At 66.9% G+C, this 25,541-nt stretch carries 23 protein-coding genes and 1 tRNA gene; 6 read left to right on the top strand and 18 right to left on the bottom strand.

The genetic code is table 11. From position 1 onward, the window contains the following. Position 1 precedes the first annotated feature (1 nt). From IP65_RS02050 to IP65_RS02070, 5 genes are all read left to right on the top strand, one after another. Complete coding sequence (locus IP65_RS02050) at positions 2 to 298, top strand: DUF2849 domain-containing protein (protein WP_028657417.1); 297 nt, start codon at positions 2 to 4, stop codon at positions 296 to 298. Between the two features lie 2 nt (positions 299 to 300). Further along, complete coding sequence (locus tag IP65_RS02055) at positions 301 to 1,935, top strand: nitrite/sulfite reductase (protein WP_022674674.1); 1,635 nt, start codon at positions 301 to 303, stop codon at positions 1,933 to 1,935. Continuing rightward, on the top strand, positions 1,928 to 2,368 hold the full coding sequence (locus IP65_RS02060) for a DUF934 domain-containing protein (RefSeq protein ID WP_054130576.1): 441 nt from the start codon (positions 1,928 to 1,930) through the stop codon (positions 2,366 to 2,368). The genes IP65_RS02055 and IP65_RS02060 overlap by 8 nt, the downstream gene beginning before the upstream one ends. 4 nt (positions 2,369 to 2,372) lie before the next feature. Next, entirely contained in the window at positions 2,373 to 3,173 is an 801-nt protein-coding gene (locus IP65_RS02065; RefSeq protein WP_022674676.1) for a phosphoadenylyl-sulfate reductase, read from the top strand. A 123-nt stretch (positions 3,174 to 3,296) separates the two neighbouring features. Further along, on the top strand, positions 3,297 to 4,700 hold the full coding sequence (locus IP65_RS02070; protein ID WP_197279193.1) for an MFS transporter: 1,404 nt from the start codon (positions 3,297 to 3,299) through the stop codon (positions 4,698 to 4,700). A 19-nt stretch (positions 4,701 to 4,719) separates the two neighbouring features. On the opposite strand, the gene IP65_RS02075 is transcribed toward IP65_RS02070, so the two are convergent. Beyond that, positions 4,720 to 5,349, bottom strand: coding sequence for a TetR/AcrR family transcriptional regulator (locus IP65_RS02075; protein ID WP_054130577.1), 630 nt, complete (start codon positions 5,347 to 5,349; stop codon positions 4,720 to 4,722). Between the two features lie 59 nt (positions 5,350 to 5,408). On the opposite strand from IP65_RS02075, the gene IP65_RS02080 reads away from it, so the two are divergent. Then, complete coding sequence (locus IP65_RS02080) at positions 5,409 to 6,422, top strand: aromatic ring-hydroxylating dioxygenase subunit alpha (protein WP_054130578.1); 1,014 nt, start codon at positions 5,409 to 5,411, stop codon at positions 6,420 to 6,422. 18 nt (positions 6,423 to 6,440) lie between these two features. On the opposite strand, the gene IP65_RS02085 is transcribed toward IP65_RS02080, so the two are convergent. From IP65_RS02085 to IP65_RS02165, 17 genes are all read right to left on the bottom strand, one after another. After that, positions 6,441 to 7,376, bottom strand: coding sequence for an NAD(P)-dependent oxidoreductase (locus IP65_RS02085; RefSeq protein ID WP_082349707.1), 936 nt, complete (start codon positions 7,374 to 7,376; stop codon positions 6,441 to 6,443). A gap of 25 nt (positions 7,377 to 7,401) precedes the next feature. Then, on the bottom strand, positions 7,402 to 8,535 hold the full coding sequence (proB, locus tag IP65_RS02090; protein ID WP_054130579.1) for a glutamate 5-kinase: 1,134 nt from the start codon (positions 8,533 to 8,535) through the stop codon (positions 7,402 to 7,404). Between the two features lie 236 nt (positions 8,536 to 8,771). After that, positions 8,772 to 9,827 carry a GTPase ObgE gene (obgE, locus tag IP65_RS02095; protein WP_054130882.1) on the bottom strand — a complete coding sequence of 352 codons (1,056 nt, stop codon included), beginning with the start codon at positions 9,825 to 9,827 and terminating at the stop codon, positions 8,772 to 8,774. Between the two features lie 179 nt (positions 9,828 to 10,006). Then, positions 10,007 to 10,082 (bottom strand) — tRNA-Ala (locus tag IP65_RS02100). 103 nt (positions 10,083 to 10,185) lie between these two features. Further along, the gene (locus IP65_RS02105) at positions 10,186 to 10,956 is read right to left on the bottom strand and encodes a hypothetical protein (protein WP_133726760.1); all 771 of its coding nucleotides are present in this window, start codon (positions 10,954 to 10,956) and stop codon (positions 10,186 to 10,188) included. A gap of 232 nt (positions 10,957 to 11,188) precedes the next feature. Next, positions 11,189 to 11,932, bottom strand: a complete 744-nt coding sequence (locus tag IP65_RS02110) for a Bax inhibitor-1/YccA family protein (protein WP_054130581.1) — start codon at positions 11,930 to 11,932, stop codon at positions 11,189 to 11,191. A 130-nt stretch (positions 11,933 to 12,062) separates the two neighbouring features. Further along, a complete protein-coding gene (locus tag IP65_RS02115; RefSeq protein ID WP_054130582.1) occupies positions 12,063 to 12,869 on the bottom strand; it encodes a pyrroline-5-carboxylate reductase in 807 nt (268 codons plus the stop codon). A gap of 18 nt (positions 12,870 to 12,887) precedes the next feature. Next, positions 12,888 to 13,391 (bottom strand): YbjN domain-containing protein, encoded by a 504-nt coding sequence (locus IP65_RS02120; protein WP_028658410.1) that lies wholly within the window; start codon positions 13,389 to 13,391, stop codon positions 12,888 to 12,890. A gap of 214 nt (positions 13,392 to 13,605) precedes the next feature. Continuing rightward, positions 13,606 to 15,663, bottom strand: coding sequence for an SPOR domain-containing protein (locus tag IP65_RS02125; RefSeq protein WP_054130583.1), 2,058 nt, complete (start codon positions 15,661 to 15,663; stop codon positions 13,606 to 13,608). 153 nt (positions 15,664 to 15,816) lie between these two features. Continuing rightward, positions 15,817 to 17,280 carry a cell division protein FtsZ gene (gene ftsZ / locus IP65_RS02130; RefSeq protein ID WP_054130584.1) on the bottom strand — a complete coding sequence of 488 codons (1,464 nt, stop codon included), beginning with the start codon at positions 17,278 to 17,280 and terminating at the stop codon, positions 15,817 to 15,819. 218 nt (positions 17,281 to 17,498) lie between these two features. After that, positions 17,499 to 18,782 carry a cell division protein FtsA gene (gene ftsA, locus IP65_RS02135; protein ID WP_054130585.1) on the bottom strand — a complete coding sequence of 428 codons (1,284 nt, stop codon included), beginning with the start codon at positions 18,780 to 18,782 and terminating at the stop codon, positions 17,499 to 17,501. Positions 18,783 to 18,789: 7 nt separating this feature from the next. Next, positions 18,790 to 19,731 (bottom strand): cell division protein FtsQ/DivIB, encoded by a 942-nt coding sequence (locus IP65_RS02140; RefSeq protein ID WP_054130586.1) that lies wholly within the window; start codon positions 19,729 to 19,731, stop codon positions 18,790 to 18,792. A gap of 2 nt (positions 19,732 to 19,733) precedes the next feature. Beyond that, on the bottom strand, positions 19,734 to 20,699 hold the full coding sequence (locus tag IP65_RS02145) for a D-alanine--D-alanine ligase (RefSeq protein WP_054130587.1): 966 nt from the start codon (positions 20,697 to 20,699) through the stop codon (positions 19,734 to 19,736). Beyond that, on the bottom strand, positions 20,696 to 21,601 hold the full coding sequence (murB, locus tag IP65_RS02150) for a UDP-N-acetylmuramate dehydrogenase (protein WP_054130883.1): 906 nt from the start codon (positions 21,599 to 21,601) through the stop codon (positions 20,696 to 20,698). Before murB ends, IP65_RS02145 begins: the two co-directional genes overlap by 4 nt. Before the next feature lie 104 nt (positions 21,602 to 21,705). Beyond that, positions 21,706 to 23,130, bottom strand: coding sequence for a UDP-N-acetylmuramate--L-alanine ligase (gene murC / locus IP65_RS02155; protein ID WP_022675972.1), 1,425 nt, complete (start codon positions 23,128 to 23,130; stop codon positions 21,706 to 21,708). Beyond that, positions 23,127 to 24,329, bottom strand: a complete 1,203-nt coding sequence (murG, locus tag IP65_RS02160) for an undecaprenyldiphospho-muramoylpentapeptide beta-N-acetylglucosaminyltransferase (RefSeq protein WP_054130588.1) — start codon at positions 24,327 to 24,329, stop codon at positions 23,127 to 23,129. Before murG ends, murC begins: the two co-directional genes overlap by 4 nt. Further along, positions 24,326 to 25,477 carry an FtsW/RodA/SpoVE family cell cycle protein gene (locus tag IP65_RS02165; protein WP_231627547.1) on the bottom strand — a complete coding sequence of 384 codons (1,152 nt, stop codon included), beginning with the start codon at positions 25,475 to 25,477 and terminating at the stop codon, positions 24,326 to 24,328. Before IP65_RS02165 ends, murG begins: the two co-directional genes overlap by 4 nt. Positions 25,478 to 25,541: the final 64 nt, after the last annotated feature.

Here is a 25,541-nt window from a genome sequence, read left to right on the forward strand (position 1 = left end):
GATCAAGATCATCACGGGCAACGACTTGCGCACGGGTGACGTGATCTGGTGGACCGGCGAAGGCTGGTCGCGCCATGTCGACAATGCCGTGGCGGTAACCCACGATGCCGACGCGATCATCGCCCGCGAAAACGCCAAGCAGGTGGTGACCGACACGCACGTGATCGATGCAGTGGCCGCCGACGGCGCGGTACGCCCGGCCCACATCAAGGACCGCATCCGCGCGCTGGGGCCCACCGTGCGCCTCGATCTTTCGCTCAAGCCTGCCGATCCGCAGGCCGGCAGCTGGGTAATCTGACCATGTATCAATACGATCAACACGACCAGGCGATGGTCGATGCGCGCGTGGCCGAATTTCGCGGCCAGGTGGCACGCCGCCTGTCGGGTGAACTGACCGAAGACCAGTTCAAGCCGCTGCGCCTCAAGAACGGGCTCTACCTCCAGCTGCACGCCTATATGCTGCGCGTGGCGGTGCCCTATGGCACGCTCAATTCCACGCAGATGCGCGTGCTGGGCGACATTGCCGATAAGTATGACCGTGGCTATGGCCACTTCACCACGCGGCAGAACATCCAGTACAACTGGATCAAGCTGGCCGATGCGCCCGATATCCTGGCCGATCTGGCCAAGGTGCAGCTGCACGCGATCCAGACCAGCGGCAACTGCATCCGCAACACCACGGCCGATCACTTTGCCGGCGCCGCCGCCGATGAAGTGGCCGATCCGCGCCCCTATGCCGAACTGCTGCGCCAGTGGTCGACGTTCCACCCGGAATTCGATTACCTGCCGCGCAAGTTCAAGGTGGCGATCATCGCCAGCGAGACCGACCGCGCCGCGATGCGCCTGCACGATATCGGCATCCAGATCGTCAAGAACGAGGCCGGCGAAATCGGCTGCAAGTTCTTTGCCGGCGGCGGCATGGGCCGCACCCCAATGATCGCGCCGTGCATCGCCGAATTCGTGCCCGCGCTGCAGATGATCAGCTTCCTCGAAGCGGCGCTGCGCGTCTACAACCGTCACGGCCGGCGCGACAACAAGTACAAGGCGCGGATCAAGATCCTGGTCCACGAAATCGGCGTCGCCGAATACAGCCGCCAGGTGCAGGAAGAATTCGCCCACATCCTTACCCTGGGCCTCGAACCGCCGCCGGCCGAGCTGGAGCGGATCAAGGCGATGTTCGCCGATCCCGGTCTTGAAAGCGGGCTGTCTGACGATCTCGATCGCAGCGATCCCGATTTCGCGCTGTGGGTCGATCAGAACGTGCACACCCACAAGCAGGCGGGCTATGCGATCGTCACGATCAGCCTCAAGCCGGTGGGCGGCATTCCGGGCGATGCCACGGCCGACCAGATCCGCCTGATGGCCGATCTCGCGCGTGATTACAGCCTCGATGAACTGCGCGTCAGCCACGCGCAGAACATCGTGCTGCCGCATGTGAAGAAGGCCGATCTCTATCGCGTGTGGCAGGCGCTGGATGCGGCGGGCCTGGCCACGCCCAACCTCGATCTCATCACCGACATCATCGCCTGCCCCGGCCTCGATTACTGCGCGCTGGCCAATGCCCGCTCGCTGCCGCTGGCGCAGAAGATCACCGATCGCTTTGCCGATATCGGCCGCCAGCGGACCTTGGGTGAACTCAAGCTCAAGATTTCAGGCTGCATCAATGCCTGCGGGCACCACCACGCCGGCCACATCGGCATCCTGGGGGTGGATCGCAAGGGCGTGGAAAACTACCAGCTGCTGCTCGGTGGGGCTGAAAGCGCCGACACCTCGCTCGGCACGATCACCGGCCCGGGCTTTTCCGAAGACGGCGTGGTCGATGCCATCGAAAAGGTGACGGACGTCTATCTCGCCCGCCGCGAGGGGGCGGAGCGCTTCCTCGATACCTATCGCCGCATCGGCATGGCCCCGTTCAAGGAGGCGATCTATGGTTGAGACCGTGCTGCGCTATCGCACCGACGAGCCCGTGGGTGACCCCGCCGTGACGGTGGATGCCTTTGCCGCGCAGAGCAATGCCACCGCCGTGCGCATCGAGCCGGGCGACGATGCCCTGGCGCTGTTGCCGCACCTGGAGCGCATTGCCCTGATCGAGGTGAATTTCCCCTCGTTCGCCGATGGCCGGGGCTATTCCGCCGCGCGGTCGTTGCGCGAACGCGGCTATACCGGCGAACTGCGCGCGGTGGGCGATGTGCTGATCGATCAGCTTTCGCACATGCGCCGCTGCGGGTTCGATTCCTTTGCCCCTGACAAGCCGATCAGTGCCGAGGCGGCCGAAGCCGCCTTTGCCACCTGGCCGGAAGTCTATCAGCAGACCGTCGATGGCCGCGCCCCGATCTGGGCCGCGCGCCACCCGGCCGCGAAAGCCTGAAGCCATGGCCAGCCCCGCCCGCACCCCCGACACGCTCGACCTTGGCCCGCGCTTTACCGCGGCTGAGGTAGCCGCGCTCAACGCGCGGTTCGCTGACGCCTCCACGCAGGATATGCTGGCGGCCGTGCTGGGCGAAGGGCTGGCGGGGCGCGTGGCCGTGGTCTCCAGCTTTGGCGCGGAAAGCGCCGTGCTGCTGCATCTGGTGGCGCAGGTCGATCCGGCAACCCCGGTGCTGTTCCTCGACACGCATAAGCATTTTCCCGAAACGCTGGCCTATCGCGATGCCCTGGTAGCGCAACTCGGGCTGACCAACCTGGTCGTGCTGGAACCCGATGCCGCCACGGTGGCCAAGAAGGACGAAGCGGGCCTGCGCTGGTCGTGGGACCCGGATGGCTGCTGCGAAATCCGCAAGGTGATCCCGCTGGCCAAGGCCATGGCGGGCCTGGATGCCACGATCACCGGGCGCAAGGGCTTCCAGTCGTCCACCCGCGCTGGCCTGCCCCGCTTCGAGCTGGACAGCAGCGACGCAGTTGGCCGCCTCAAGATCAATCCGCTCGCCAGCTGGACCAAGGACGCGCTGGACGCCTATTTCACCGTCCATGGCCTGCCGCATCACCCACTGGTGGCGCAAGGCTATCCCTCGATCGGCTGCGCCCCCTGCACCAGCAAGGTGGCACCGGGTGAAGACCCGCGCTCGGGCCGCTGGAAGGGGTGGGACAAGACCGAATGCGGCATCCATGTGCCTGGCAGCACGGATGACGGCGACGGCAGCGAGCTGCCCCCCGGCTACGAACCGGTGTTCTGACCCGCGCCCAAGCCTGCGGTTTCCTTATGGTTCCGTGCAAAATTTGATCGGTCCCGCAGGGTTGATCCGGGCGCGCGCTTTCGTCAAGGCAGGCCAGTCCCGCCTGCCCGGAAAGCCCTGCCCTTGACTGACGAGATCGCCCCGATCACCCCGCTGCGCCGCCGCCTGATCATGTGGCTGGTCACCGGCGCGCTGTTCATGGAAATCCTCGACGGGACGATCCTCACCACCGCGCTGCCCTCGATGGCGCGCACCTTCGGTACATCGGCCGTCGCGCTCGACATCGGCATTTCGGCCTACATGCTCGCACTCGGCGTGCTGATCCCCGCGAGCAGCTGGCTGGCCGATCGCTTTGGCTCGCGCCGTATCTTCGTGACCGCGATCGCGATCTTCACGGTGGCATCGGCGCTGTGTGGGCAGGCGCAATCGGTGCCGGAATTCGTGGCCCTGCGCGTGCTCCAGGGGATCGGCGGCGCGATGATGACGCCGGTGGGGCGCCTGGTGGTGATGCGCCACACACCGCGCGACCAGCTTATCGCCACGCTTTCGGCGCTGATCTGGCCCGCGCTGTTCGCGCCAGTGGTCGGCCCGCCAGTGGGCGGCTTCATTACCGAGCACCTGGGCTGGCGCTGGATCTTCTATTTCAACGTGCCGCTGGGCGTCCTCGCCCTGCTCGCGGCGCTGTGGCTGATCCCCGACGTACGCGGCCCGCGCCGCCGGTTTGACTGGACCGGCTTTGCGCTCACCGCCGTCGGCGTGTTCGCCTTGCAGATCGGCCTGGAGCATAGCGCCCGGCGGATCGATGCTTTGGGCCTGGGCCTGGTGTGTGCCGGGCTTGCGATGCTGACGATCACGATGGCCCACTTGCGCCGCAGCCCGAATCCGCTGCTGGATCTAGGCGCGCTCAAGATCCCATCGTTCCGCGCGGCGGTCAGCGGCGGATCGCTTAGCCGCATGGCGATCGGCGCAGTGCCGTTCCTGTTGCCGCTGATGATGCAGGCCGGTTTCGGCTATGGCGCGGTGCATGCCGGCCTGTTCGTGGTGGCGCTGTTTTCCGGCGACATCACGATGAAGGCCTTGGTCGAACGCATCCTGCGCCGCTTCGGCCATCGCAACGTGCTCACGATCAACGGCGTGATCTGCGCTGCCTCGCTGCTCTCGCTTTCGGCGATCGGCCCGCATTCGCCGGCGGTGCTGGTGGCGGCCTTGCTGTTCGTCAACGGCCTGGCCCGCTCGCTCCAGTTCTCGTCGCTTTCCACCCTGGCCTTTGCCGATGTGGACCGCACCGCAATGGGAGACGCCAACGGCCTGTTCAACACCATCCTGCAACTGGGCGCCGCCGCCGGCGTGACCGCGGCAGCGATGAGCGTGCACGCAGGCGATGCTCTCGCCGGCGCGGTTGGGCTGAACGGCCAGGGCGCGGACTATCGCTTCGCGTTCATTGCCATGGCCGTGCTCTCGCTCGGCGGCGTGATCAGCGCGCTGAAACTGCCGCACGAGGCCGGACGAACGCTGACCACGGGATAACGCGCATGGAAGCGCAGCCCTATCGCGCCATCCGCCCGTTCAGGAACAGCGTGACGCAATAGCCAACATGCGCGGCCAAGGCGGCAGAATCGGGCCGTGGCGCGCCATAGAGCAGCCGGCTGACCTGGCCGGCCAACGTCAGGTCGAGGAACGCCAGCGCGTCGCGCGCCGGGTCTGCCGGGGTAATCAAGCCGGCTTGCGCCCAGGCGCTGAGCCGATCGGCCAGCGTAGCCTCGATCGGCTGCACCGCTTCGCGCCGATACAGTTCCGACACCTCGGGAAATTCCGCGCCTTCAGCCACCGCCATGCGGCCCACGAAAATATTCTCGTCGCTGGTGATCCACGCCAGCGCCAACAGCCCGAATGCCTGAAGCCAGCCCTGCGGATCATCCGCCGTGATCCCGGCCGGATCAATCGCGCTGCGCCACCGCGCGGCAATGCGCTGCACCACACCGCCAAACATCGCCCGCTTGGTGGGAAAATGCCGGAACATCGTGGGCTTGGAACCCTCAAAGCGCTCGAGAATGCGGTTGGTGCTGGCTGCGGCAAAGCCATGCGCCATGAACTCGGCCTGCGCGGCATCAAGAATGCGCTCGCGCACGGCTTCGGGCTTGCGGCTGCGAATCGGTCGGGCGGCTTGCGTCGTCATCGTTCCTGCCATAAAGAAACCATAAGGTTTGTTTAATTCGATAGTGGGAGAGCTTGGCCATGTCTGATTACGTGCGCAACCTCTGGCATATGGCGGCTTGGGAAAACGAGGTGCCCGATGATGGCGTGCTCGCCCGCCGCCTGCTCGATGCCCCTTGGGCGATCTATCGGCTGGGCGATGGCAGCTATGCCATGCTGGCCGATCGCTGCCCGCACCGGTTCGTGCCGCTCAGCCGGGGCAAGCGCGTGGGCGACATGCTGCAATGCGGTTATCACGGTCTGGGCTTTGGCGCCGATGGCCGCTGCGCGCATACGCCATTTGCCACGCCGGTCCCTGATGCCCAGGTGGCCACGCGCCCGATCGTGGCGCGGCACGGTGCCTTGTGGTTCTGGCCGGGCGACGCCGCGCTTGCCGATCCTGCGCTCATTCCCAATTTTTCTTTCGTGACCGACGGGGCAGAAGTGGTGTGTGAAAGCCTGCTGATGGATGCAGGCTATGAATTCATCACCGATAACCTGATGGACCTGAGCCACGCAGAATTCCTGCATGTCGAAACCTTCGGCGTGAACGGCTCGCTGTTCGGCGGCAAGCACAGCGTCGAAACCGATGATACCGGCGGCATCTGGAACAAGTGGGACATGGTCGATGCCAAGGCGCCGGAATGGGCCAAGCCCATGCTGCCGCCCGGCACCAATACCGACCAGAGGATGCACATCCGCTGGCACGCACCGGCATCCATGGCGCTGTTCATCGAACTCACTCGCGACGACACCGGCCAGCCGCTGGTCCCGCCGATGGCCAACCCGCACATCATCACGCCGGCAACAGCCACCACCTCGCACTATTTCTACACCCGCGAACCGGGCGATGCCGCCAAGGCCATGGCACTCAAGGTCTTTCTCGAAGAGGATGAGCCGATGATCCAGGCTGCCGAAGCCGGCCTCGATGGTCAGGAGTTCTGGGCGGCGCGGCCGCTGATCCTGGCGTCTGATGCCGGCGCGGTGCGGGTGCGCCGCCGCATGATGCAGTTGCGCAAGCGTGAGGCAGCCGAACCTGCCCTGCAGCCCGCATAACGCAACCGGGCTGGCGTCCTAAAGCCAGCCCTCTTCTTTGTACCATGCCGCCGTGGCGTGGAGACCCAGCGTGGTTTCCACCTGCGGCTCCCACAGGCTGGCGGGCGGGCGGGCGCCATCGCTCACCGTCCAGTCGGGGTGGCACATATAGCCCACGCGATCGAGCGTGAGCTTGGCCTTGTCCTTGCGGGCCCAGCGATCGGCCTTGGCCGCCCATTCCAGCACGCCGCGCGGCAGCGGCAGCGGCTTGACCCGCTTGCCCATGGCGAGGCCGATGGCGCGGGCCAGATCGGTATGGCTCCACCCGCCGGGCGTGCCATCGTCTGGCTCGAACGTCTGGCTGGTGACGTCCTCGCCACCCGGCACCAGCGCGATCAGCAGGCGCGCCAGGTCGTTGACGTGGATGATCGAGGCGCGGCCTTCGGGCGGCAGCGGCACGATGCCCTTGCGTGCCAGCTTGAACAGCTCGAACATCTCGGTGTCGCGCGGGCCATAGACCGCCGGCGGGCGCACCACTGTCCAATCCAGGCTCGAAGCGCGCACGATCATCTCGCCCTTGCGCTTGCTGGCGCCATAGACCGACAGCTGCGGCTCGCGCGCAGAGAGCGACGAGACGTGGACGAAGCGTTCCACCCCGCCCGCCAGCGCAGCGTTGACCACGTTGAGCGTGCCCGTCACGTTGCCGGTGTGAAACCCGGCCTCGTCCGGCGCGTTCACCACCCCGGCAATGTGCAGCACCACCCCGGCACGATGCACCAGCCGCTTGAGCGCGGCGGTATCGTGCAGATCGCCCTGGACCCATTCGATGCCCTCGCGGGCGGGTTGCGGGCGGCGCGTCAGCGCGCGCACATCCATCCCGGCGCGCGCCGCCTGCTCCAGCAGGGCCTGGCCGACGAACCCGGTGGCACCGGTCACCGCCAGCAATTCCCCCGGTCTTTGGCGAAGCGCCATCATGCGCCGATCCTCGACACCGGCAACCTCACAACAGCACCATCTGGTCCCGGTGGATCAACGCGGAGCGCGGCGCGTAGCCCAGGATCGCCTCGTGCGCGGACGAGGGATGGCCCAGCAGCCGCGCCGCCTCTGCCGCGTCGTATTCCGCCAGGCCACGCGCCAGGGTCTGCCCATCGGGGCCGATCACGGCAACGGCATCGCCCCGCGCGAAATCGCCGTCGATCGCGGTGACGCCGGCAGCGAGCAGGCTGGACCCGCGCGCCAGGGCAGCGGCGGCACCGGCATCGACCGTCACCGTGCCGCGCATGCGCAGCCGCCCGCCCAGCCAGGCCTTGCGCGCGGTGTGGCGGCGGCGCGGCACGAACAGCGTGCCACGCGTCGCGCCAAAGGCCGTGGCGATGGGCGAAACCGGCTGGCCATCGATGATCGCCAGGGCCATGCCGGCCATTTCGGCAATCTCGGCCGCCTGCAGCTTCGATGTCATGCCGCCCGATCCCAGGCCGGAAGACGATCCGCCCGTGGCCATGGCATGGATTTCCGGCGTGACGCCCTGCACCACCGGAATGCGCACGGCATCGGGCAAGCGCGGATCGCGGTCATACAGCCCGTCGATATCCGACAAGAGCAGCACGCCCTGCGCCGCAGCTGCCTGGCCCACGCGCGCGGCCAGGCGATCGTTGTCGCCAAAGCGGATTTCCTGCGTCGCGACCGAATCGTTTTCATTGATCACCGGCACCGCGCCAGCCGCCAGCAGCCGCCCCAGCGTGGCCGTGACGTTGAGATAGCGGCGGCGATCTTCCAGGTCTTCCAGCGTCAGCAGGATCTGCGCCGCCGTAATGCCATGGCTGGCCAAGAGTTCGGCCCACAGACCGGCCAGCGCGATCTGCCCGACAGAGGCGCTGGCCTGGGCATCGGCCAGGCTGCCCCGCCCGCCCTTGGCCAGGCCCAGCTTGCGCGCACCAAGCGCGATCGCGCCCGAAGACACCACGATCACCTGCTGCCCGGCAGCGCGGGCGGCAGCGATTTCGGCCACCAGCGCCGTCAGCCAGGCGCGGCGCGGCTGCCCGTCCTTGCCCACCAGCAGCGCCGAGCCGACCTTGATGACAAGGCGCGGGCACACGGCAGGATCGGCGAGGTGAGACAGCTGGGCAATGCGCATAATCGGCGCGGCTTAGGCCAAATGATCGGGCAGGTGAAGGGCGCTTGAAGGAATTGTGACACGCTTTGGCGCGGGGGTGTTTTCCGCCAGGATGCGCATGGCATCGCAGCACCCCCAACCCCCTCCTCTAAAGAGGATGGGGAGAAGTAAGATGGAAAGCCCCATCCTCTTTAGAGGAGGGGGTTTGGGGGTGGTGGAACCCTAAAGCAACTGATGAAAAGCTGCAAAAACAAGCCTCAAATCGGCGACCACGGCTTGGCGTCGGCCTCGTCTTCCACTTCGCCGGTCGGCCGCTCTGTGGTGGTAGCGGCCGGCAGGTAATCGAGCACGGCATCGAGCAGATCATCCATGCCGCTGCCCGTTGCGCCCGAAATCGGGAACACGCGCGCGGCGCCCGCCTCGATCAGCTCGCGCGAAAAGGCGCGGACCAGTTCGGCATCGACCAGGTCGATCTTGTTGAGCGCCACCACGCGGGGCTTGTCTTCCAACCCGGCGCCATAGGCAGCCAGTTCCTCTTCGACGATCGCCAGCGCCTCGGCCGGATCGGTGCCGTGAATGTCGATCAGGTGGATCAGCACGCGGCAGCGCTCGATATGGCCCAGGAAGCGATCGCCAATGCCCGCGCCTTCTGCTGCACCCGCGATCAGGCCAGGAATATCGGCCAGCACGAATTCGCGCGCGCGGTGCCGCACCACGCCCAACTGCGGCCGCGTGGTGGTAAAGGCATAATCGCCTACCTTGGCCTTGGTATTGGTGATCTGGTTGATGAAGGTAGACTTGCCGGCATTGGGCAGGCCCACCAGCCCGGCATCGGCCAGCAGCTTGAGCCGCAGCCAGACATACATCTCGTCACCCGGCCAGCCCGGCCCGCACTGGCGCGGCGCGCGGTTGGTCGAGGATTTGAACGACAGGTTGCCGCGCCCGCCGTCGCCGCCGCGCAGCAGGACAACGCGCTGGCCCACTTCGGTCAGGTCGGCCAGCGCGGTTTCGCGGTCATCGTCCAGCACCTGGGTACCGAGCGGCACCTTGATCACCAGATCGTTGCCACCCGCGCCCGTGCGGTTCTTGCCGGCGCCGCCGTGGCCGCGCTGGGCCTTGAAGTGCTGGGTATAGCGGAAATCGATCAGGGTATTGAGGCCGGTCACCGCCTCGAAAATGATGTCGCCACCCTTGCCGCCATCGCCGCCATCGGGGCCGCCGTATTCGACATACTTCTCGCGCCGGAAGCTGACCGCGCCGGGGCCACCCTGCCCTGAGCGGATGAAGATCTTGGCCTGATCGAGAAAGTGCATGGCGTTGGCGTCCGGCAGTCCTGAATGGGCGCAGCCGGCGCCTTTGCAGCAAACGCCGATTGCGCCAAGGCCCGCTTTGCCCACCCGGCCCGTCGGCTGATGGCGCGTCGGAATTCAGGCTGGCAGCAGGCTGGCGAGCATGGGGACCGGAAATGGAACCGATCCGTTCAATTTTATACTGGTGGAGCCGAGGGGGATCGAACCCCTGACCTCGTCATTGCGAACGACGCGCTCTCCCAGCTGAGCTACGGCCCCGTTCCAGTATAGTCCAAAGCAGGGCCACCAAGGCGCCCCGTGCTTCGGGAGCGCCGCCATTAGCGCAGAGCCATGGCGGCGCCAAGAGCAAAAGTGATATTTTTTAGAGCGCGCCCGTTGCCTGCGTAGTTGGTGTCCCGCTGGTCGAGTTGTCGCTGGCAACGGTTGGAATCACGATAGTGGAGCCAGGCTGGGCACCACCATATTGTGCCTGCCAGATAGCCAGATCGGTACGATACTGGTCATATCGGCGATAGAACGCATCGAACACGATTTCGATGTTGGGCAGGCTGCGCACCGCAAAGGCTTCGAGTTCGGCAGCGGGCACAGCGGCGCCATCGCGCGCCACCGCCAGCGTTGCATCGCAAAAATCACCCATCGTCGCCGGAAGGGCGTAATGATTGTAAACTGCGGTCATGTACTGCTCGCGCGGGGCGATGAACTTGCTGCCGAACTTGGCCTTGAATTCCTGGTCGACAGTGCGATTGGCCTTGTCGAGGCCCTTGGCCTGCGACTTTAGGAACGTGCGATAGAGCGGCAACAGCTCGACATGGCGCGGGCCAGTGCAGTTGAGCGCGGCAACGTTGTAGGCCGAGCGCAGGTTCCACACCATCTGCGCGGGCGTGATGTTGCGATTCACCGATTCCCGCAGGCCGGTGGCGGCCAGCGGCGGCACCGTCAGGTTGGCGCTGGCGCCATTGGGCGGCATCGGCCGCGCCGGCACGATCACGACCTTGGGCGGCGGCGGCGGGGGTGGCGGCGGGGGTGGCGGCGGGGCCTTGGCCGCACACCCAGCAAGGACCAGGCCGAGCGCGGCAGTCAATGCATAGGCAAGCGCCCGCGTGGGCCGCGCAGAGTGGCGCGCATGCGACATGGCCATATCCCCCTCATGAATTTTCGAAACGTTATTGGCGCTGGCGCGCGGCATTCCCACCATGGATAGACCCCGGATCACGTGCGTGGCGCCCTTTGGTGGAGCGCCAAACCTTTCTGAAAGCTGACTGAAATTGGTAACCTGCTTTCCCGGAAAGGAAAATGCCCGACAACCAAAAAGGTTGCCGGGCACGCAATCTACCGTATTCCCCGCTGGGCAGGCAATGGGGTGATCAGCGACGATCGCCCATCAGTTGCAAAAGCGAGGTGAACATGTTGATGAAGTCGAGGTAGAGCGTCAGCGCGCCCATCACCACGACCTTTTCGGCCATGGCCGTACCCGCCACATAGGCATACTGCTCCTTGAGGCGCTGCGTGTCATACGCCGTCAGACCGGCAAAGATCAGCACGCCGAGGAAGCTGATGCCCCAGGCCAGGCCCGGCGAGGCCAGGAACAGATTGATCACCGAGGCGATGATCAGGCCGAACAGGCCCATGATCAGGAACGTGCCCATGCCTGACAGGCTCTTGCGCGTGGTGTAGCCAAACAGGCTCAGACCCGCAAAAGCGCCGGCGGTGGCAAAGAACGTGGCCGCGATCGATGCGCCAGTATAGACGAAGAAGATCGACGACAGCGACAGACCCATGGTCACGCTGAACGCCCAGAACAGCGCCTTGAGCGTCCCGGTGGAAATCTTGTTGATGCCAAAGCTCATGACCATGACGAACGCGAGCGGCGCCAGTGCGACAACCCAGCGCAGCGGGGTGCCGAACACGGCGGCGGCCATGCCGCTGGTGGCGAACACCAGTGCGACGATGCCCGACAGCAAGACGCCCGAGGCCATGTAGTTGTAGATCGAAAGCATGTAGCGGCGCAGGCCGGCGTCAAACACGTCGCCACGGCCATAGGCGCCCGACAGGCTCGGAGACGCGCCGAAGCCCGTCTGCGAGGGCCGAGGATCGTTCCAGTTTGCCATGTGCTTGCACTTTCTCCATTGCGGGCAAAAATCGCCCATGCCGGCAATATCGGCCTTCCGCGCCCCGCTTTCAAGCGAAACCGGTGCCCGGAAAATGTGACAAAATGTATTCCCGGGCAGTGCCCGCCGATCAGCCGGCGGCGCGGGCTTCCTCGGTCATTTCCGCGCTGCGATCGCGGGCCGCGCGCAGCGTATCGCGCATCAGGCTGGCAAGCCGATCATCGGCATCGAGCACGTCGAGCCCCTTTTGCGTGGTGCCACCCGGACTGGCAACGCGGCGGGCCAGTTCGCCCGGGCCATGCTCCGACGCAGCGGCCAGCGCCGCGGCGCCATCGACCATGGCCAATGCCAGGCGATCGGCCTGCGCACGCGGCAGGCCGAGATCGGCAGCACCGGCCGCCAGGGCATCGATGACGCGATAGATGAACGCCGGGCCCGAACCAGCCAGCGCGGTAACCAGGTCCATCTCCGCCTCGTCAGAAAGCCATTCGGCGGTGCCGAGCGGGGCCATCAGCTGCGTGACTTCGGCATTGATCGCAGGGTCGCCATCACCCACCAGCGCGATGGGCGACTTGCCCAGGGCCGCCGCCAGGTTGGGCATGACCCGCACCACGGCCCCAGCCTGCGGAAACCGCGCGCGCAAAGTGGCGAGGTCGACGCCCGCCAGGATCGACAGCACGATCGTGCCCTGCCCCACCAGCGGCGTGATCGCCGGCGTGGCGGCGGCAAGGCCCTGCGGCTTGAAGCCCAGCAGCACGAAACGGGGCGGCGCTTCGCCGGTCGGCGCGGTGCGCAGCAGGCGCACGCCAGCCGGCGCCTGGGGCAGATGCGGATCGACCACGGTAAAGGCCGCCGGGGCAATGCCGCTGGCGAGCCAGCCGGTCAGCATCGCGCCGCCCATGTTGCCACAGCCGAACTGGAGGAAGGAATAGGTCATCAGCAAATGGCTCCGAATTCAGGCTTCGCCGGCGGCATCGACCAGCGCGCTGGCCAGCGCATCGGCCGGGCTCTTGTCACCCCACAGGATGAACTGGAAGGCGGGATAGAAACGATCGCATTCGTCCACCGCCGCTTCGATCGCCACCTGCGCCTGGTGCAGGCTGAGCAGGCCATCGTCGCCCAGCATCAGCCCGTGGCGGTAAAGCAGCACGCTGCCGTTGGACCAGATATCGAAATGCCCCAGCCAGACCTGCTCGTTGATCAGCGCCATGACCTCGAACATCGCGCCACGCTTGTCATCGGGCACGCGGATATCGGGCAGCGAGAGGATTTGCAGCACATGGTCTTCGGGGCGCCAGATGCAGCGCAACTGGTACGTGGCCCAGGAGCCCTGCACTTCGCCATGGATCTCGTCGTCCGACACGAATTCGCAGGGCCAGCCGCGCGCTTCGAACAGCGAGGCGAGCATGTCTACCGGCGCGGCGTCGTCGCGGTCGCTGTCGTCGTGGCCGGTTCGCATCATCACGCCCCCTCACACGGTGCCCATGCCAGCGAGAATGCCAGCGCCTTAACCAGCGACCGTGGTTTCCATTCGTTCCATCGCGGAGCGATTGGCCGCCGACAATCGACCGTTAGCCCAGCCTTGGGCAAAACTCGACAACGCTGTGCAAAACTTGTGGACAAGCGCCGCCACGCCCACCCCGGCATCACGATCCGGGGCAGGCGCGGCAGAATCACTTGGCCGAAACGCTGTCCATGGCCTGGCCGGCGGGGCTGTCGAACTGGAACGCGCCGACGCCCTTGGCCTTGAGCTTGGCCACGAATTCCTGCGCGGCGGCATCGCTCGGGAACGGCCCGGTGACCAGGCGATAGACCCGGTTCCACGATGTGACGTATGCCTTGCGCCCGTGCAGTTCGGGCGCCTTGGCCTGAAGCCCGGCCCATTCCTTGCCCATCTTGGCGCGGTTGCCGCCGGTCAGGACCTGCACCCAGGTGCGTGCCGGATTGGCAGCGAGGCGCTTGGCCTCTTCCTTGGCCTTGCGCGCTTCCTCGGCCTTCTTGGCATCGGCCAGCTTCTTTTCAGCGGCCGCCTTCTTTTCGGCAGCGGCCTTCCTGGCGTCGGCCAGCTTCTTGGCCTCGGCCGCCTTGCGCGCCTCGATCGCGGCGCGTTCGGCCGCCGCACGTTCGTTGGCCGCCTGGATCGCGGCGATATCGACCGCCACGGTGGGGCGCTGCTGTTCTTCGGCGGGGGCGGTAAAGCCGGCAAAGAGCGTGGCAAAGCCATCGGGCGAAGGCGCCGCGCCAGCCGGCACTGGCTGCGGCGCGGGAGTAGGCGCCAGTTGGGCCGGTGCTGGCGAGGTCGGCTGGGGCTGCGGTTGCGCTTGCGCCAGGGTTTGCGGCGCGGGCAGCGGCGATGCGGCGGGCTGCGCCATGGCCGTCTGCACCGGTGCGGGCGGGGTATAGGCCGGTGCGCTGGGCACGGGCCGGGCCGCGGGAACCGGCGGCAGGACAATGGCCGGTGTGGGCGCAGGCGCCGGCGAATAGCTGGGCGTGGGCGCTGGCGGATAGCTGGGCGCCGGGGCTGGCGCAGATGTCACCGGCGCGGCGGCAGGGCGGGTCGCCGTGGGAATGCTCGGCAAGGGCTGCGCCACGCTGTTCTGCGCCAGTTGGGTCGGCGCCGAAGTGCTTGGCGCAGGTGTCGGGATAATGCGTCCGCGACGATCACGGCGGATCACCGGCGTGGCGGCTGCCGGCGCGGCCGGGGCGGCCTGGGCCAGCAAGACCGGCGCCTGGCGCGGATGGCTCTGCGCGTATTGCACGATCTGCGGGTCATCGCGGCCGATATCGGCTGCACGCGGGAAGCGCCCGAAATTGGCGGCGGCGGCCTGCTGCGCCGGGGTCAGCCGCGTCAGATAGCGCAGATAGGGGGCGATGCCGGCGGCCAGTTGCGGCGGCATGGAGGCATTGGCCACCGTCACGGCCTCGTCAGGCTGGCCGGCAATGGCGAGGATGAACGTGCGCACACGCCAGGCGGCGCGATCGGACTGCGCGATCTGGGGCGCCAGCACCCGCTCGGCACCGGCGCGATCCCCACCGATCGCCAGGCTCAAGGCTAGGCGGCGGGTAACTTCGGCATCCGGCGCGCGCGCCAGGGCCTGCTGGTAATAGCGCTGCGCCATGGCGTTATCGCCCACCAGATCGTGCGCCAGGCCGCGATCGCCGGCCATGGCGGCCTGATCGGCCCCGGCCCGCTCTGCATCATCAAAGGCGCGGATCGCGGCAACGGGATCGTTGTGGCGCAGCATTGCCTTGCCGATCTGCGCCTTAATGCGGCCATTGCCCGGTGAAACCTCGTCAGCGCGGCGCAGGAAGCCGAGCGCCGCATCCACGTCACCCAGCGCCATCGCGGCATTGCCGGCATCGAGCAGCGCATCGGCGTTGCGCGGATCGCGCGCCAGGCGGGCGAGCGCGGCATCAAGCGTCTGCCCGTCGCCGGTTGGCAGCGGCTGCACCACCGGGCGCGACACGCTGCCGGTCTCGACCGGGGCGGCACTGGTGGTGGGCAGCGGTTGCACCACCGGGCTCGATACCATTGGCAGCGGCGCCACCGGGCGCGCGACCGGGCGGGCAGTGCGGCTGGCCGGCGTATCGAGCACCGATTGCTGCGGCATCTGCGAAAGATCCTGCGCCAGCACTGGCGCAGTTGCGCCGACCAGCAGGGCAAGCGCCAGGGCGGTGCGCGCGGCGCCGCGAAGCTGATTCGGGCGAGCGGGGAAAGTCTGGAATGTCATCGTGGCGCCGCCTTAGTCTATTGCGTCTTAAGCCAGAACAACAAGCCGCCACTCTCGCTGGGGAAAGTGGCGGCCTGATGACGGCATCGGGAAGATGGCATCGTGAAAATGGCAGGGCAGCGAACGGTCATCACCGACGACCGCCCGCGCCGATCACTGGTTGTTCTGGCGACCCAGGAAGCGCGGGATGCTGAGCGAGGCGGAATCCTCGCTCTCTTCCGCGTCTTCCGTGCGGGCCGCTCCGCGCGAGAGATTGGCCATGCGTTCGAACAACGTGCTGCCACCTGCCCCACCGCCAACGCGCGGGGTCGGGCGTTCCGGCTCGGCCCCGGCGCCAAGGCCAAGGCGCGGCGTGGGCTCAGCCGGCGCCGGATCGATGGTATAGTCCTGGGCCGGATCGGCACCGAGATCGAACGTCAGGTCCAGCGGATCATCAGCCGGCGGCGTTGCTTCCGGCTCGGGCGCCCAGGCCTGGGCCGGGGCAGCCGGCGGCGTGGCCGGGGCTGCGGGCGGCGGCGTGGCGGCGGCAGGTGCCTGCGGCGCGGTGGGCATGGCGATCGCCGGACGCGGCGCGGCGGCCGGGGTAAAGGCCGGGCCACGCGTGCCGCCGGGCAGATTCACCGGGCGGGCAGCCTGTTCGGCCTGCTCCATGCTCTGTTCGATGCCGGTGGCCACCACCGAAACGCGGATCTTGCCGTTGAGATCGGGATTGAACGCCGAACCCCAGATGATGTTGGCATTGGGATCGACCAGTTCGCGGATGTGGTTGGCCGCTTCGTCCACTTCCAGCAGCTTCATGTCGTCGCCGCCGATGATCGAAATGATCACGCCCTTGGCGCCCTGCATCGACACGCCATCGAGCAGCGGATTGGCAATGGCGCGTTCGGCCGCTTCGAGCGCGCGGTTGGGGCCTTCGCCCTCACCCGTGCCCATCATCGCCTTGCCCATTTCCCCCATGACCGAGCGCACGTCGGCAAAGTCGAGGTTGATCAGGCCAGGCATGATCATCAGGTCGGTGATCGAGCGCACGCCCTGCTGGAGCACTTCGTCGGCCAGCTGGAACGCTTCCTTGAAGGTCGTTTCCGCCTTGGCGACCAGGAACAGGTTCTGGTTGGGAATGACGATCAGCGTATCGACGTGCTTTTGCAGTTCCTCGATGCCGGTTTCGGCCGAGCGCATGCGGCGCGTGCCTTCGAACAGGAACGGCTTGCTGACCACGCCCACGGTGAGCACGCCCTTGCGGCGCGCTGCCTCGGCAATCACCGGCGCAGCGCCAGTGCCGGTGCCGCCGCCCATGCCGGCAGCGATGAACACCATGTGCACGCCATCGAGAATGCGCTCAAGCTCGGGCAGGGTTTCTTCGGCGGCGGCGCGGCCCACTTCGGGGCGGGCGCCGGCACCCAGGCCCTGCGTAATCGCCGGCCCAAGCTGGATGCGGTTTTCCGCGATCGAGTTGTTCAGCGCCTGCGCATCGGTGTTGCACACGACGAAGTCGACGCCTTCGATATTGGCACCGATCATGTTGGCGATGGCGTTGCCGCCTGCGCCGCCCACCCCGATCACCGTGATACGGGGCCGAAGCTCGTCGATGGCCGGCGGTCCGATGTTGATGCTCATGTCGGTCTCCCTTACGGGTTGGCCCTTGCGGGTCGGGCGGTTGGGACGGGTCGGAGGCCGGAACGGCCGAAATGCGGATTTTCCAGCTTTGGCACGGAACGTTTCATCGAATCAAAGGCGATCGGCGCTTTTCCACAAGATCGATCGCCTATTTCGCGCCGAAATCAGCCGATCCGGTTGCTTCGTGCGACGAAAGGCCGGGATCGGTGCCATAACCGTTAAAAATATTCCTTGAGCGCGCGCACGATCCGCCGCCCCCAGCCCCACAACGTGGCCGAGCCGCCGCCTTGCGCTGCCATCGTCAACTTGCGGATATCGATCGGATCGGACGCTGCGTGCAGCACCAGGCCCACCAGCGTGGAGGAACTGGGCGTGGCATGGCCCTGCGGCAGGCCCAGCATGGCCGGCGGCGCGCCGATGCGCACCGGCCGCCCCAGCGCCGACTGGGCATAGTCGGCCAGGCCCGGCAACTGTGCACCCCCACCGGTGAGCACCACCTGCTGTCCGCGCGTGCCGGTAAAGCCCATGGCCTTGAGGCAGCGACCCAGTTCGTCAGTGAAGTGGCCAAGTTGCTGGGTGATCACCGAAATCAGCTCGGCACGGGGAATCCGGTTCTTGTCATCGGCATGGCGCGCCACTGGCCCTGCCCCTTCCGGATCGCCGGGGGCATTGACGGGAATCATCTCGCGATGGTCGGCCGGGCTGGCAATGGCCGAACCCGACATGCACTTGAGGCGCTCTGCCTGATAACGGCGAATGCCAAAGGCCGAGGCGACGGCATCGGTGATGTCGCCCGAGCCGAACGGGAGCACCTGCATGCCCAGCAGCATGCCCCCGGCATGGACCGACACGGTGGTCACCTCGGCACCGAAATCGACGAGAGCCACGCCCAGATCACGCTCTTCCGGCATCAGGCAGGCAAGCCCGGCCGCGACCGGCGCTGCCACCACGCCATCCACCTTGAGGTGCGCGTTCTCCACCGTTTCGCGGATGTTGCGGATCGGCGCGCCATCGGCGAGCATGACGTGGATATCCACCGCCAGGCGATCGGCATGCAACCCTTTGGGATTGGGCACGCCATGCGCGCCATCGAGCGTATAATGCGCCGGCTGGGCATGCAGCACGGTGCGGCCATCGGGCTGGATCACATCACGCGCGGCCACCAGCAGGTGCTGGATGTCATCATCCTCGATCCGCCGGCCGCCGATCTCCACCTCGACCTGCGCGGTGGAACTGGCCAAGCCCGCGCCGGCACAGCCGACCAATACCTGGGTGACCGAAGTATTGGCCATCTTTTCGGCGCGCTCGATCGCGTCGCGCACCGAATGGGTCGCGGCCAGCATATCGACCACATAGCCGCGCTTGATCCCTTGCGAGGCGCGGTGGCCCGAGCCGAGCACGACCAGTTCGCCCGCTTCGGACAGGCCAGCGATCATCGCCGAGGTGCGGAACGAGCCAAGATTGACGGCGGCAAAGACCTTGGTGATGCGGGGTGCAGCCACGGGCGGTTCAGTCCTTCGCCTTGGCGGCGGCCTTGGCCTTGGCCTTGTCGCGCTGTTCCTGGGCCAGCTCGTCAGCATGGCCGGGCACCAGCAGATAGGTGCGGTCCTTGGCGCGCATGTCAAAGCTCGCCACCTTGCCTCCGAGCAGGCGATTGACCCCGTCCATGCGCGCAAATTCGAGCAGCGCGGCGGCCGATTCGTCGGCGCCTTCGGGCAGGGCCAGCACCTGGCCGGTCTTGAACGTCAGGTTCCAGCGGCGGTTGCCGATCCATTCGGCCTCGGCCACCTGTGGCTTGAGCGCGGGCGCGGCATCGAGCAGGTGGTTGAGATCGGGCACCCGCGCGGCGGCGCCATCGCCCGACAGCACGAACATGCCCTTGGCGCGGGCCGGGCTCACCGGCTCAAGTTCGTGGCCGGTTTCGTCGATCAGCATCAACTGGTCGCCCTTGCGCAGCACACCGTGCGGGGTGCGCTCCACCACGTCGACCACCAGGGTATCGGGCAACTGGCGCGATACGCGCGCATCCTTGACCCACGGCAGGCCGAGCAGCGTTTCGCGCAGGGCCGCCACGTCCACCCGCGACATCGCCTGGTCGCGCTGGCCCAGCACCTTTTCATAGATGGTCAGCTCGTTCATGCGCTTGACCCCGCGCACTTCCACCCGCTTCACATCAAAACCCGCGCCATGGGACAGGCGCGCCACTTCGCTTTCCATCAGGGCGGGAACCCCGGCGATATTGGCCACGGTCCACACCGCGACGGCCGCGGTGCCCAGGATCACGGTCAACAAGATCCGGTGCAGCGTTTCCTCGCTGAACGGCTGCACGCGCATGACATGGCCGATGGCAGAGCCGGTCTGCTTGCGCGCCGTCTGCACCTTGGCCTTGGCCCCGCGCTGCGCGGCCACCCGCCGCACGCCCTTGCCACCACGCCGGATCGTCTGCGCCATGGTCAGCCAGCCCCCTTTCTGGTCTTGGCCGCGGCCGCATCCTTGATCGCCTCGGCCAGGATCGCCTCGACCAGGTCGGGATAGTCCATGCCCAGGTGGCGCGCCTGTTCGGGCACGAGGCTGAGCGGAGTCATACCCGGCTGGGTGTTCACCTCCAGCAGGAACAGCCCCTCTACCCCGCGCTCATCGTCCCAGCGGAAATCGGAACGGCTGGTGCCCTTGCAACCCAGCAGCTTGTGCGCGCGCAAGGCAATGTCCTTGCACGCCTGGGCGATATCATCGGGGATTTCGGCGGGGCAGACATGCTCGGTCAACCCGTCGGTATACTTGGCGTCGAAATCGTAGAAGCCGGTCTTGGGCTTGAGCTCGGTGACCATCAGCGCCTGGTCGCCCAGCACCGCCGTGGTCAGTTCGCGGCCACGGATGAACGGCTCGGCCAGCAGTTCATCGAACTCCTGCCAGGGGCCGCGCGCATCCGGGCTAATCGGATTGCCATAGTTGCCTTCGGCGGTGACGATCGCCACGCCGACCGACGATCCTTCGTTGACCGGCTTCAACACATAGGGCCGGGGCAGCGGATCGTGGCTGTAGAGTTCTGCGGTCTTGACCACGCGGCCGCCGGGCATGGGAATGCCGTGGGGCACAAGGGCCTGCTTGGTCAGTTCCTTGTCGATGGCGATGACCGAGGTGGCCAAGCCCGAATGGGTATAGGTCAGCCCCATCAGGTCCATCATGCCCTGCACCGTGCCGTCTTCACCGGGCGTGCCGTGCAGCGCGTTGAACACCACGTCGGGCGCGGCCTCTGCCAGGCGTAGCGCCACGTCGCGGCCCATGTCGATCCGCGTGACAGTGTGCCCGCGCGCCTCGAGCGCGCCGGCCACGCCTTCGCCGCTGGTCAGCGACACCGGCCGCTCGCTCGACCAGCCGCCCATCAGCACCGCCACATGAAGCCGGGGCAGATCTGTCATGGCAGATTCTCGTGCTTGATTCGGCCCACCCGCTTGATTTCCCACTGCAACTCCACGCCTTGTGTCTGTTTCACACGGGCCCGCACGTCTTCGCCCAGCGCCTCGATCTCGGCGCTGGTGGCGGTACCGGTGTTGATCAGGAAGTTGGTGTGCTTTTCGCTCACCTGTGCGCCGCCCAGGGTCAGGCCACGACACCCGGCCGCATCGACCAGCGCCCAGGCCTTGTGCCCATCGGGGTTCTTGAACGTGGAACCGCCGGTCTTGCTGCGCAGCGGCTGGCTCGCCTCGCGCGCGGCGGAAATGCGGTCCATCTCGGCCTGGATCGCCTCGGGTTCGCCCGGCTGCCCGCGAAAACGCGCCGAAACCACGATGCTGCCATCGGTCAGCTCGGAATGGCGATAGGCATAGCCCAGTTCTGCCACCGACAGACGCGCCACCTCGCCGGTGCGCATCACCACGTCGCAATCGACCAGGATGTCCTTGACCTCGCGGCCATAGGCGCCACCGTTCATGCGCACGAAGCCGCCGACTGTGCCGGGGATCGAGCGCAGGAATTCAAGGCCGGCAATCCCCGCATCACGTGCGGTCGACGAGACGAGAATGCCCGAGGCGCCGCCCCCGCAATCGAGCGTGACGGCATCGATCGCCATGACTTTGGCAAAGGGCTTGCCCAGGCGCACCACCACGCCCGGCACCCCACCATCGCGCACGATGAGGTTGGAACCCAGGCCCAGCGCCATGACCGGCACTTGCGGATCGAGTGCCGCCAGGAACGCCTGCAGATCGGCCACGTCCTTGGGCTCAAAGAGCCAGTCGGCGGTGCCGCCAGACTTGAACCACACCAGCGGGGCGAGCGGGGCGTTTGGGGTGAGCTTGCCGCGAAGCTCGGGTGTGGCTTCCACCACTCCCCGGCCCTCTCCTCTGAAGAGGAGGGGGGGATTGGCATTGTGCTCCCCCTCCTCTTCAGAGGAGGGGGCCGGGGGGTGGTGAGAGGCCTTGCCCGCCATTACCCCTCACCCCGCAACGCCACGATCGCCGGCGCCAGGCCGGCCGCCCACTTGGTAATATCGCCAGCCCCCAGGCACACGACCATGTCGCCAGCCTGAAGCTGCGGCGCCAGTTCGGCGGCCAAGGCTTCCGGCCCGGCGATCAGATGCGCGCTGCGGTGGCCGCGCGCCTTGACGCCTTCGACCATGGCGGCGCTGTCCACGCCCTCGATCGGCTGTTCGCCAGCGGGATAGACCGGCGCGGCATAGACCACGTCGGCATCGTTGAACGCGCCCTGGAAATCTTCCATGTGGTCACGCAGGCGGGTGAAGCGGTGCGGCTGGACCACGGCGATCACCCGGCCACGCACGCCTTCACGCGCGGCAGCCAGCACGGCGCGGATTTCCACCGGGTGATGGCCATAGTCATCAATCACCGCCACCTCGCCACCGGGCACGGCAACCTCGCCCACCTTGGTAAAGCGGCGCTTGACCCCGCCGAACTTGGCAAAGCCCGTGCGCACCAGATCGTGCGGCACGCCCATTTCCACCGCCACGGCAATCGCGGCCAGCGCGTTCTGCACGTTGTGGCGGCCGGGCATCGGCAGGTGAATGTCTTCGATCCGCTGGAACGAGCCATCGCGCTGGCGCAGCACGGCGGTGAAGCGGTTGCCGCCCGGTTCGGGAGTCACGCCTTCGCCGCGCACGTCGGCCTGGGCGGAAAAGCCATAGGTCACCACGCGGCGATCGCGCACCTGCGGGATGATCGCCTGCACTTCGGGATGGTCGATGCACAGCATCGCCGCGCCATAGAACGGCACGTTCTCGATGAATTCGACAAAGGCACGCTTGACCTTCTCGAACGAGCCATAGTGATCGAGATGCTCGGGATCGATGTTGGTGACCACCGCGATCGTGCCATCGAGCCGCAAGAACGAGCCATCGCTCTCGTCGGCCTCCACCACCATCCAGTCGCTGTCACCCAGGCGGGCGTTGGAGCCGTAGGAGTTGATGATGCCGCCGTTGATCACCGTGGGATCGACGCCGCCAGCATCGAGCAGGCAGGCCACCAGCGACGTAGTCGTGGTCTTGCCATGCGTGCCCGCCACCGCGACGGTGTTTTTCAGGCGCATCAGTTCAGCCAGCATTTCCGCGCGGCGCACCACGGGAATGCGCGCTTCCAGCGCGGCCACCACTTCGGGATTGTCGCGCTTCACCGCAGTGGAGGTCACCACCACCTGGGCATTGGCGACGTTTTCCGTGCACTGGCCGATCATCACCGGGATGCCGCGTGCGCGCAGCCCTTCAACGACATAGCTTTCCGCCATGTCTGACCCCTGCACGGCATAGCCCATGTTGTGCATCACTTCGGCAATGCCCGACATGCCGATGCCGCCGATGCCGACGAAATGGATCGTGCCGATTTCGACGCCGACACCCTTCATGCTTCATTCTCCAAAGCCAGCGCTTCGCCGCCAGCCGTTGCCGGGGCGGCCGCCTTGCCGTCAACCCGGATCACATCCATCAGCGGCGCCCCGCCAAACCCTTCGACCAGATCAGCGAGGTCTTCCACCGCGCGCGGCAAGCCGCAGTTCCATGCGGCATGGGCAGCGTTGGCCAGCCCCACAGGGTTCATCGCCATGGCCTGGATCTGCTTGGCCAGTTCCTTGGGCGTGAAGCCCGGCTGGCGGATCGCGCGGGCGCCGCCGGCCTTGACCATTTCGCGGGTGTTGGCGGCCTGGTGATCGTCCGTCGCGATCGGCAGCGGCACCAGGATCGCCGGGCGGCCCACGGCGGTAAGTTCGGCAATGGTCGATGCGCCAGCACGGCCAACGAACAAGTGGGCACCAGCCAGCCGGCTCGCCATGTCTTCGAAATAGGTGCCCAGTTCGGCGGGAATTTCATGCGCGGCATAGCGCGCGCGCACGGCTTCCAGGTCTTCCGGCCGGCACTGCTGTGTCACCTGCAGGCGGTGGCGCAAGGCGGGCGGCAGCATGGCCAGGCCATCGGGCACGACCTGCGCCAGCACCGACGCGCCCTGGCTGCCCCCGGTCACCAGCACGCGGAACAGGCTGTCTTCGGAAAATTCCGGGAACGGCTCTCCGCGCAGCGCCAGCACTTCGGGGCGCACCGGATTGCCCACCAAATGCACCTTGCCCCACCAGCGCGGATCGAGGCGGTCCACCTCGGGATAGGCGGTGGCGATGGCATCGACGCCCTTGGCAAGGTAGCGATTGACCCGGCCCAGCACGGCGTTCTGTTCGTGGATCACCGTGGGAATGCGCGCCGCGCGCGCCGCCAGCAGCGCGGGCAGCGCCGGATAGCCGCCAAAGCCAATCACGCACGACGGCGCAAAGCTTTCAAACAGGCGCAGCGCCATCGAGCGGCCCTGCCAGATCGCGCGCAGACCCTTGAGCAGGGCAACCGGGTTCTTGCCCAGGCGCCCGGCGGGCAGCACATGAGCAGTGAGGAAATCGGGCTTGCCGGGGATCTTGGCGCCGCGCGCATCGGTGATCAGCGCCACGTGATGGCCGCGCGCGTGCAGTTCGGTGGCCAGGGCAAAGGCGGGAATCAGGTGCCCGCCGGTGCCGCCAGCGGCCAGCACGAAATGGCGCGATACGCCGGGTTGAGGTTGTGCAGTCATTTGCGCGTCAATTCGCCCAGATGGAAGGTTTCGCGCGTCAGATAGGGGTTGCGGCGCGTGATGGCGAGCAGGAAACCGACACCCAGCAACAGCGCGATGGTGGACGAACCGCCATAGCTGATCAGCGGCAGCGTCATCCCCTTGGATGGGAACAGTTGCAGGTTGACCAGGATGTTGATGAACGCCTGCCCCGCCAATTGCGCGGTCAACCCGGTGGCCGCCAGCACGGTGAACAGGTCTTCCTCGTCCACCAGGCGCAGCAGCACGCGCAGGACGATGGCGCAGTAGAGGATCACCACGATGGCGCACGAGATCAGGCCGAACTCTTCCCCGATCACGGAAAAGATATAGTCGGTGTGCGCCTCGGGCAGCGCGTTCTTGCGCGCGCCCAGCCACAGGCCAGTGCCGCTCCACCCGCCAGCCACCAGCGTGCGCATGGCCAGGTCCACCTGGTCGAACTCTGCCCCGCCCGACAGGAAGTTGTCGATGCGGTGCGTGGCGTTGGGATAGAACAGATAGGCCAGGATCACCGCCACGATCGCCCCGCCCATCGCCCAGCCCACCCGCGCCAGCGGCAGGCCCGAGAGCAGCACGAGCACAAACCACACCCCGGCAAACAGCACGGTGGAGCCGAAATCGGGCTGGGCCATCAGCAGCACCGCCACCAGCAGCATCGGCACCATCGACAGGCGGATCACCGGCATGTGCGGATCGCGCACTTTCCACGACAGGATCCACGCGACGGCAATGGCAAAGCCGGGCTTGAGGAATTCGGATGGCTGGATGCCCAGCACCCAGCGCTTGGCACCCTTCACCTCGGTGCCCATGATCGGCACCAGGATCAGGGCCACGACCATCACGCCGGCGAGCATGATCGCCGCGCGCCGTGCCGTATCCTTGGGCAGGAGCGACACTGCAAACATGCCGAGCAGGCCAAGCCCCTGCATTTCCAGCTGGCGCCAGAAGAAATAGAGATCGCCCAGCGCCTTTTGATGGGTGGAGAGGCGATGCGCGCTGGCCGGAGAGGCCGCGGCCACGGCAATCGCGCCCACGATCATCAAGACCAGGATCAGGCCCAGCAGCACGCGATCGATCTCGCGCCACCAGATCACCAGTTCGCTGCGCCGGGTGCGCCGGAAGCGCTGCATCGCCGAGGCCGAAGCCGCCGTGGCGGCAGGCGCGGTGCCCGATGCCGGGGGCAGGACGGGGCCG

The sequence above is a fragment of the Novosphingobium sp. AAP1 genome (assembly GCF_001295765.1).
Classification (GTDB): domain Bacteria; phylum Pseudomonadota; class Alphaproteobacteria; order Sphingomonadales; family Sphingomonadaceae; genus Novosphingobium; species Novosphingobium capsulatum.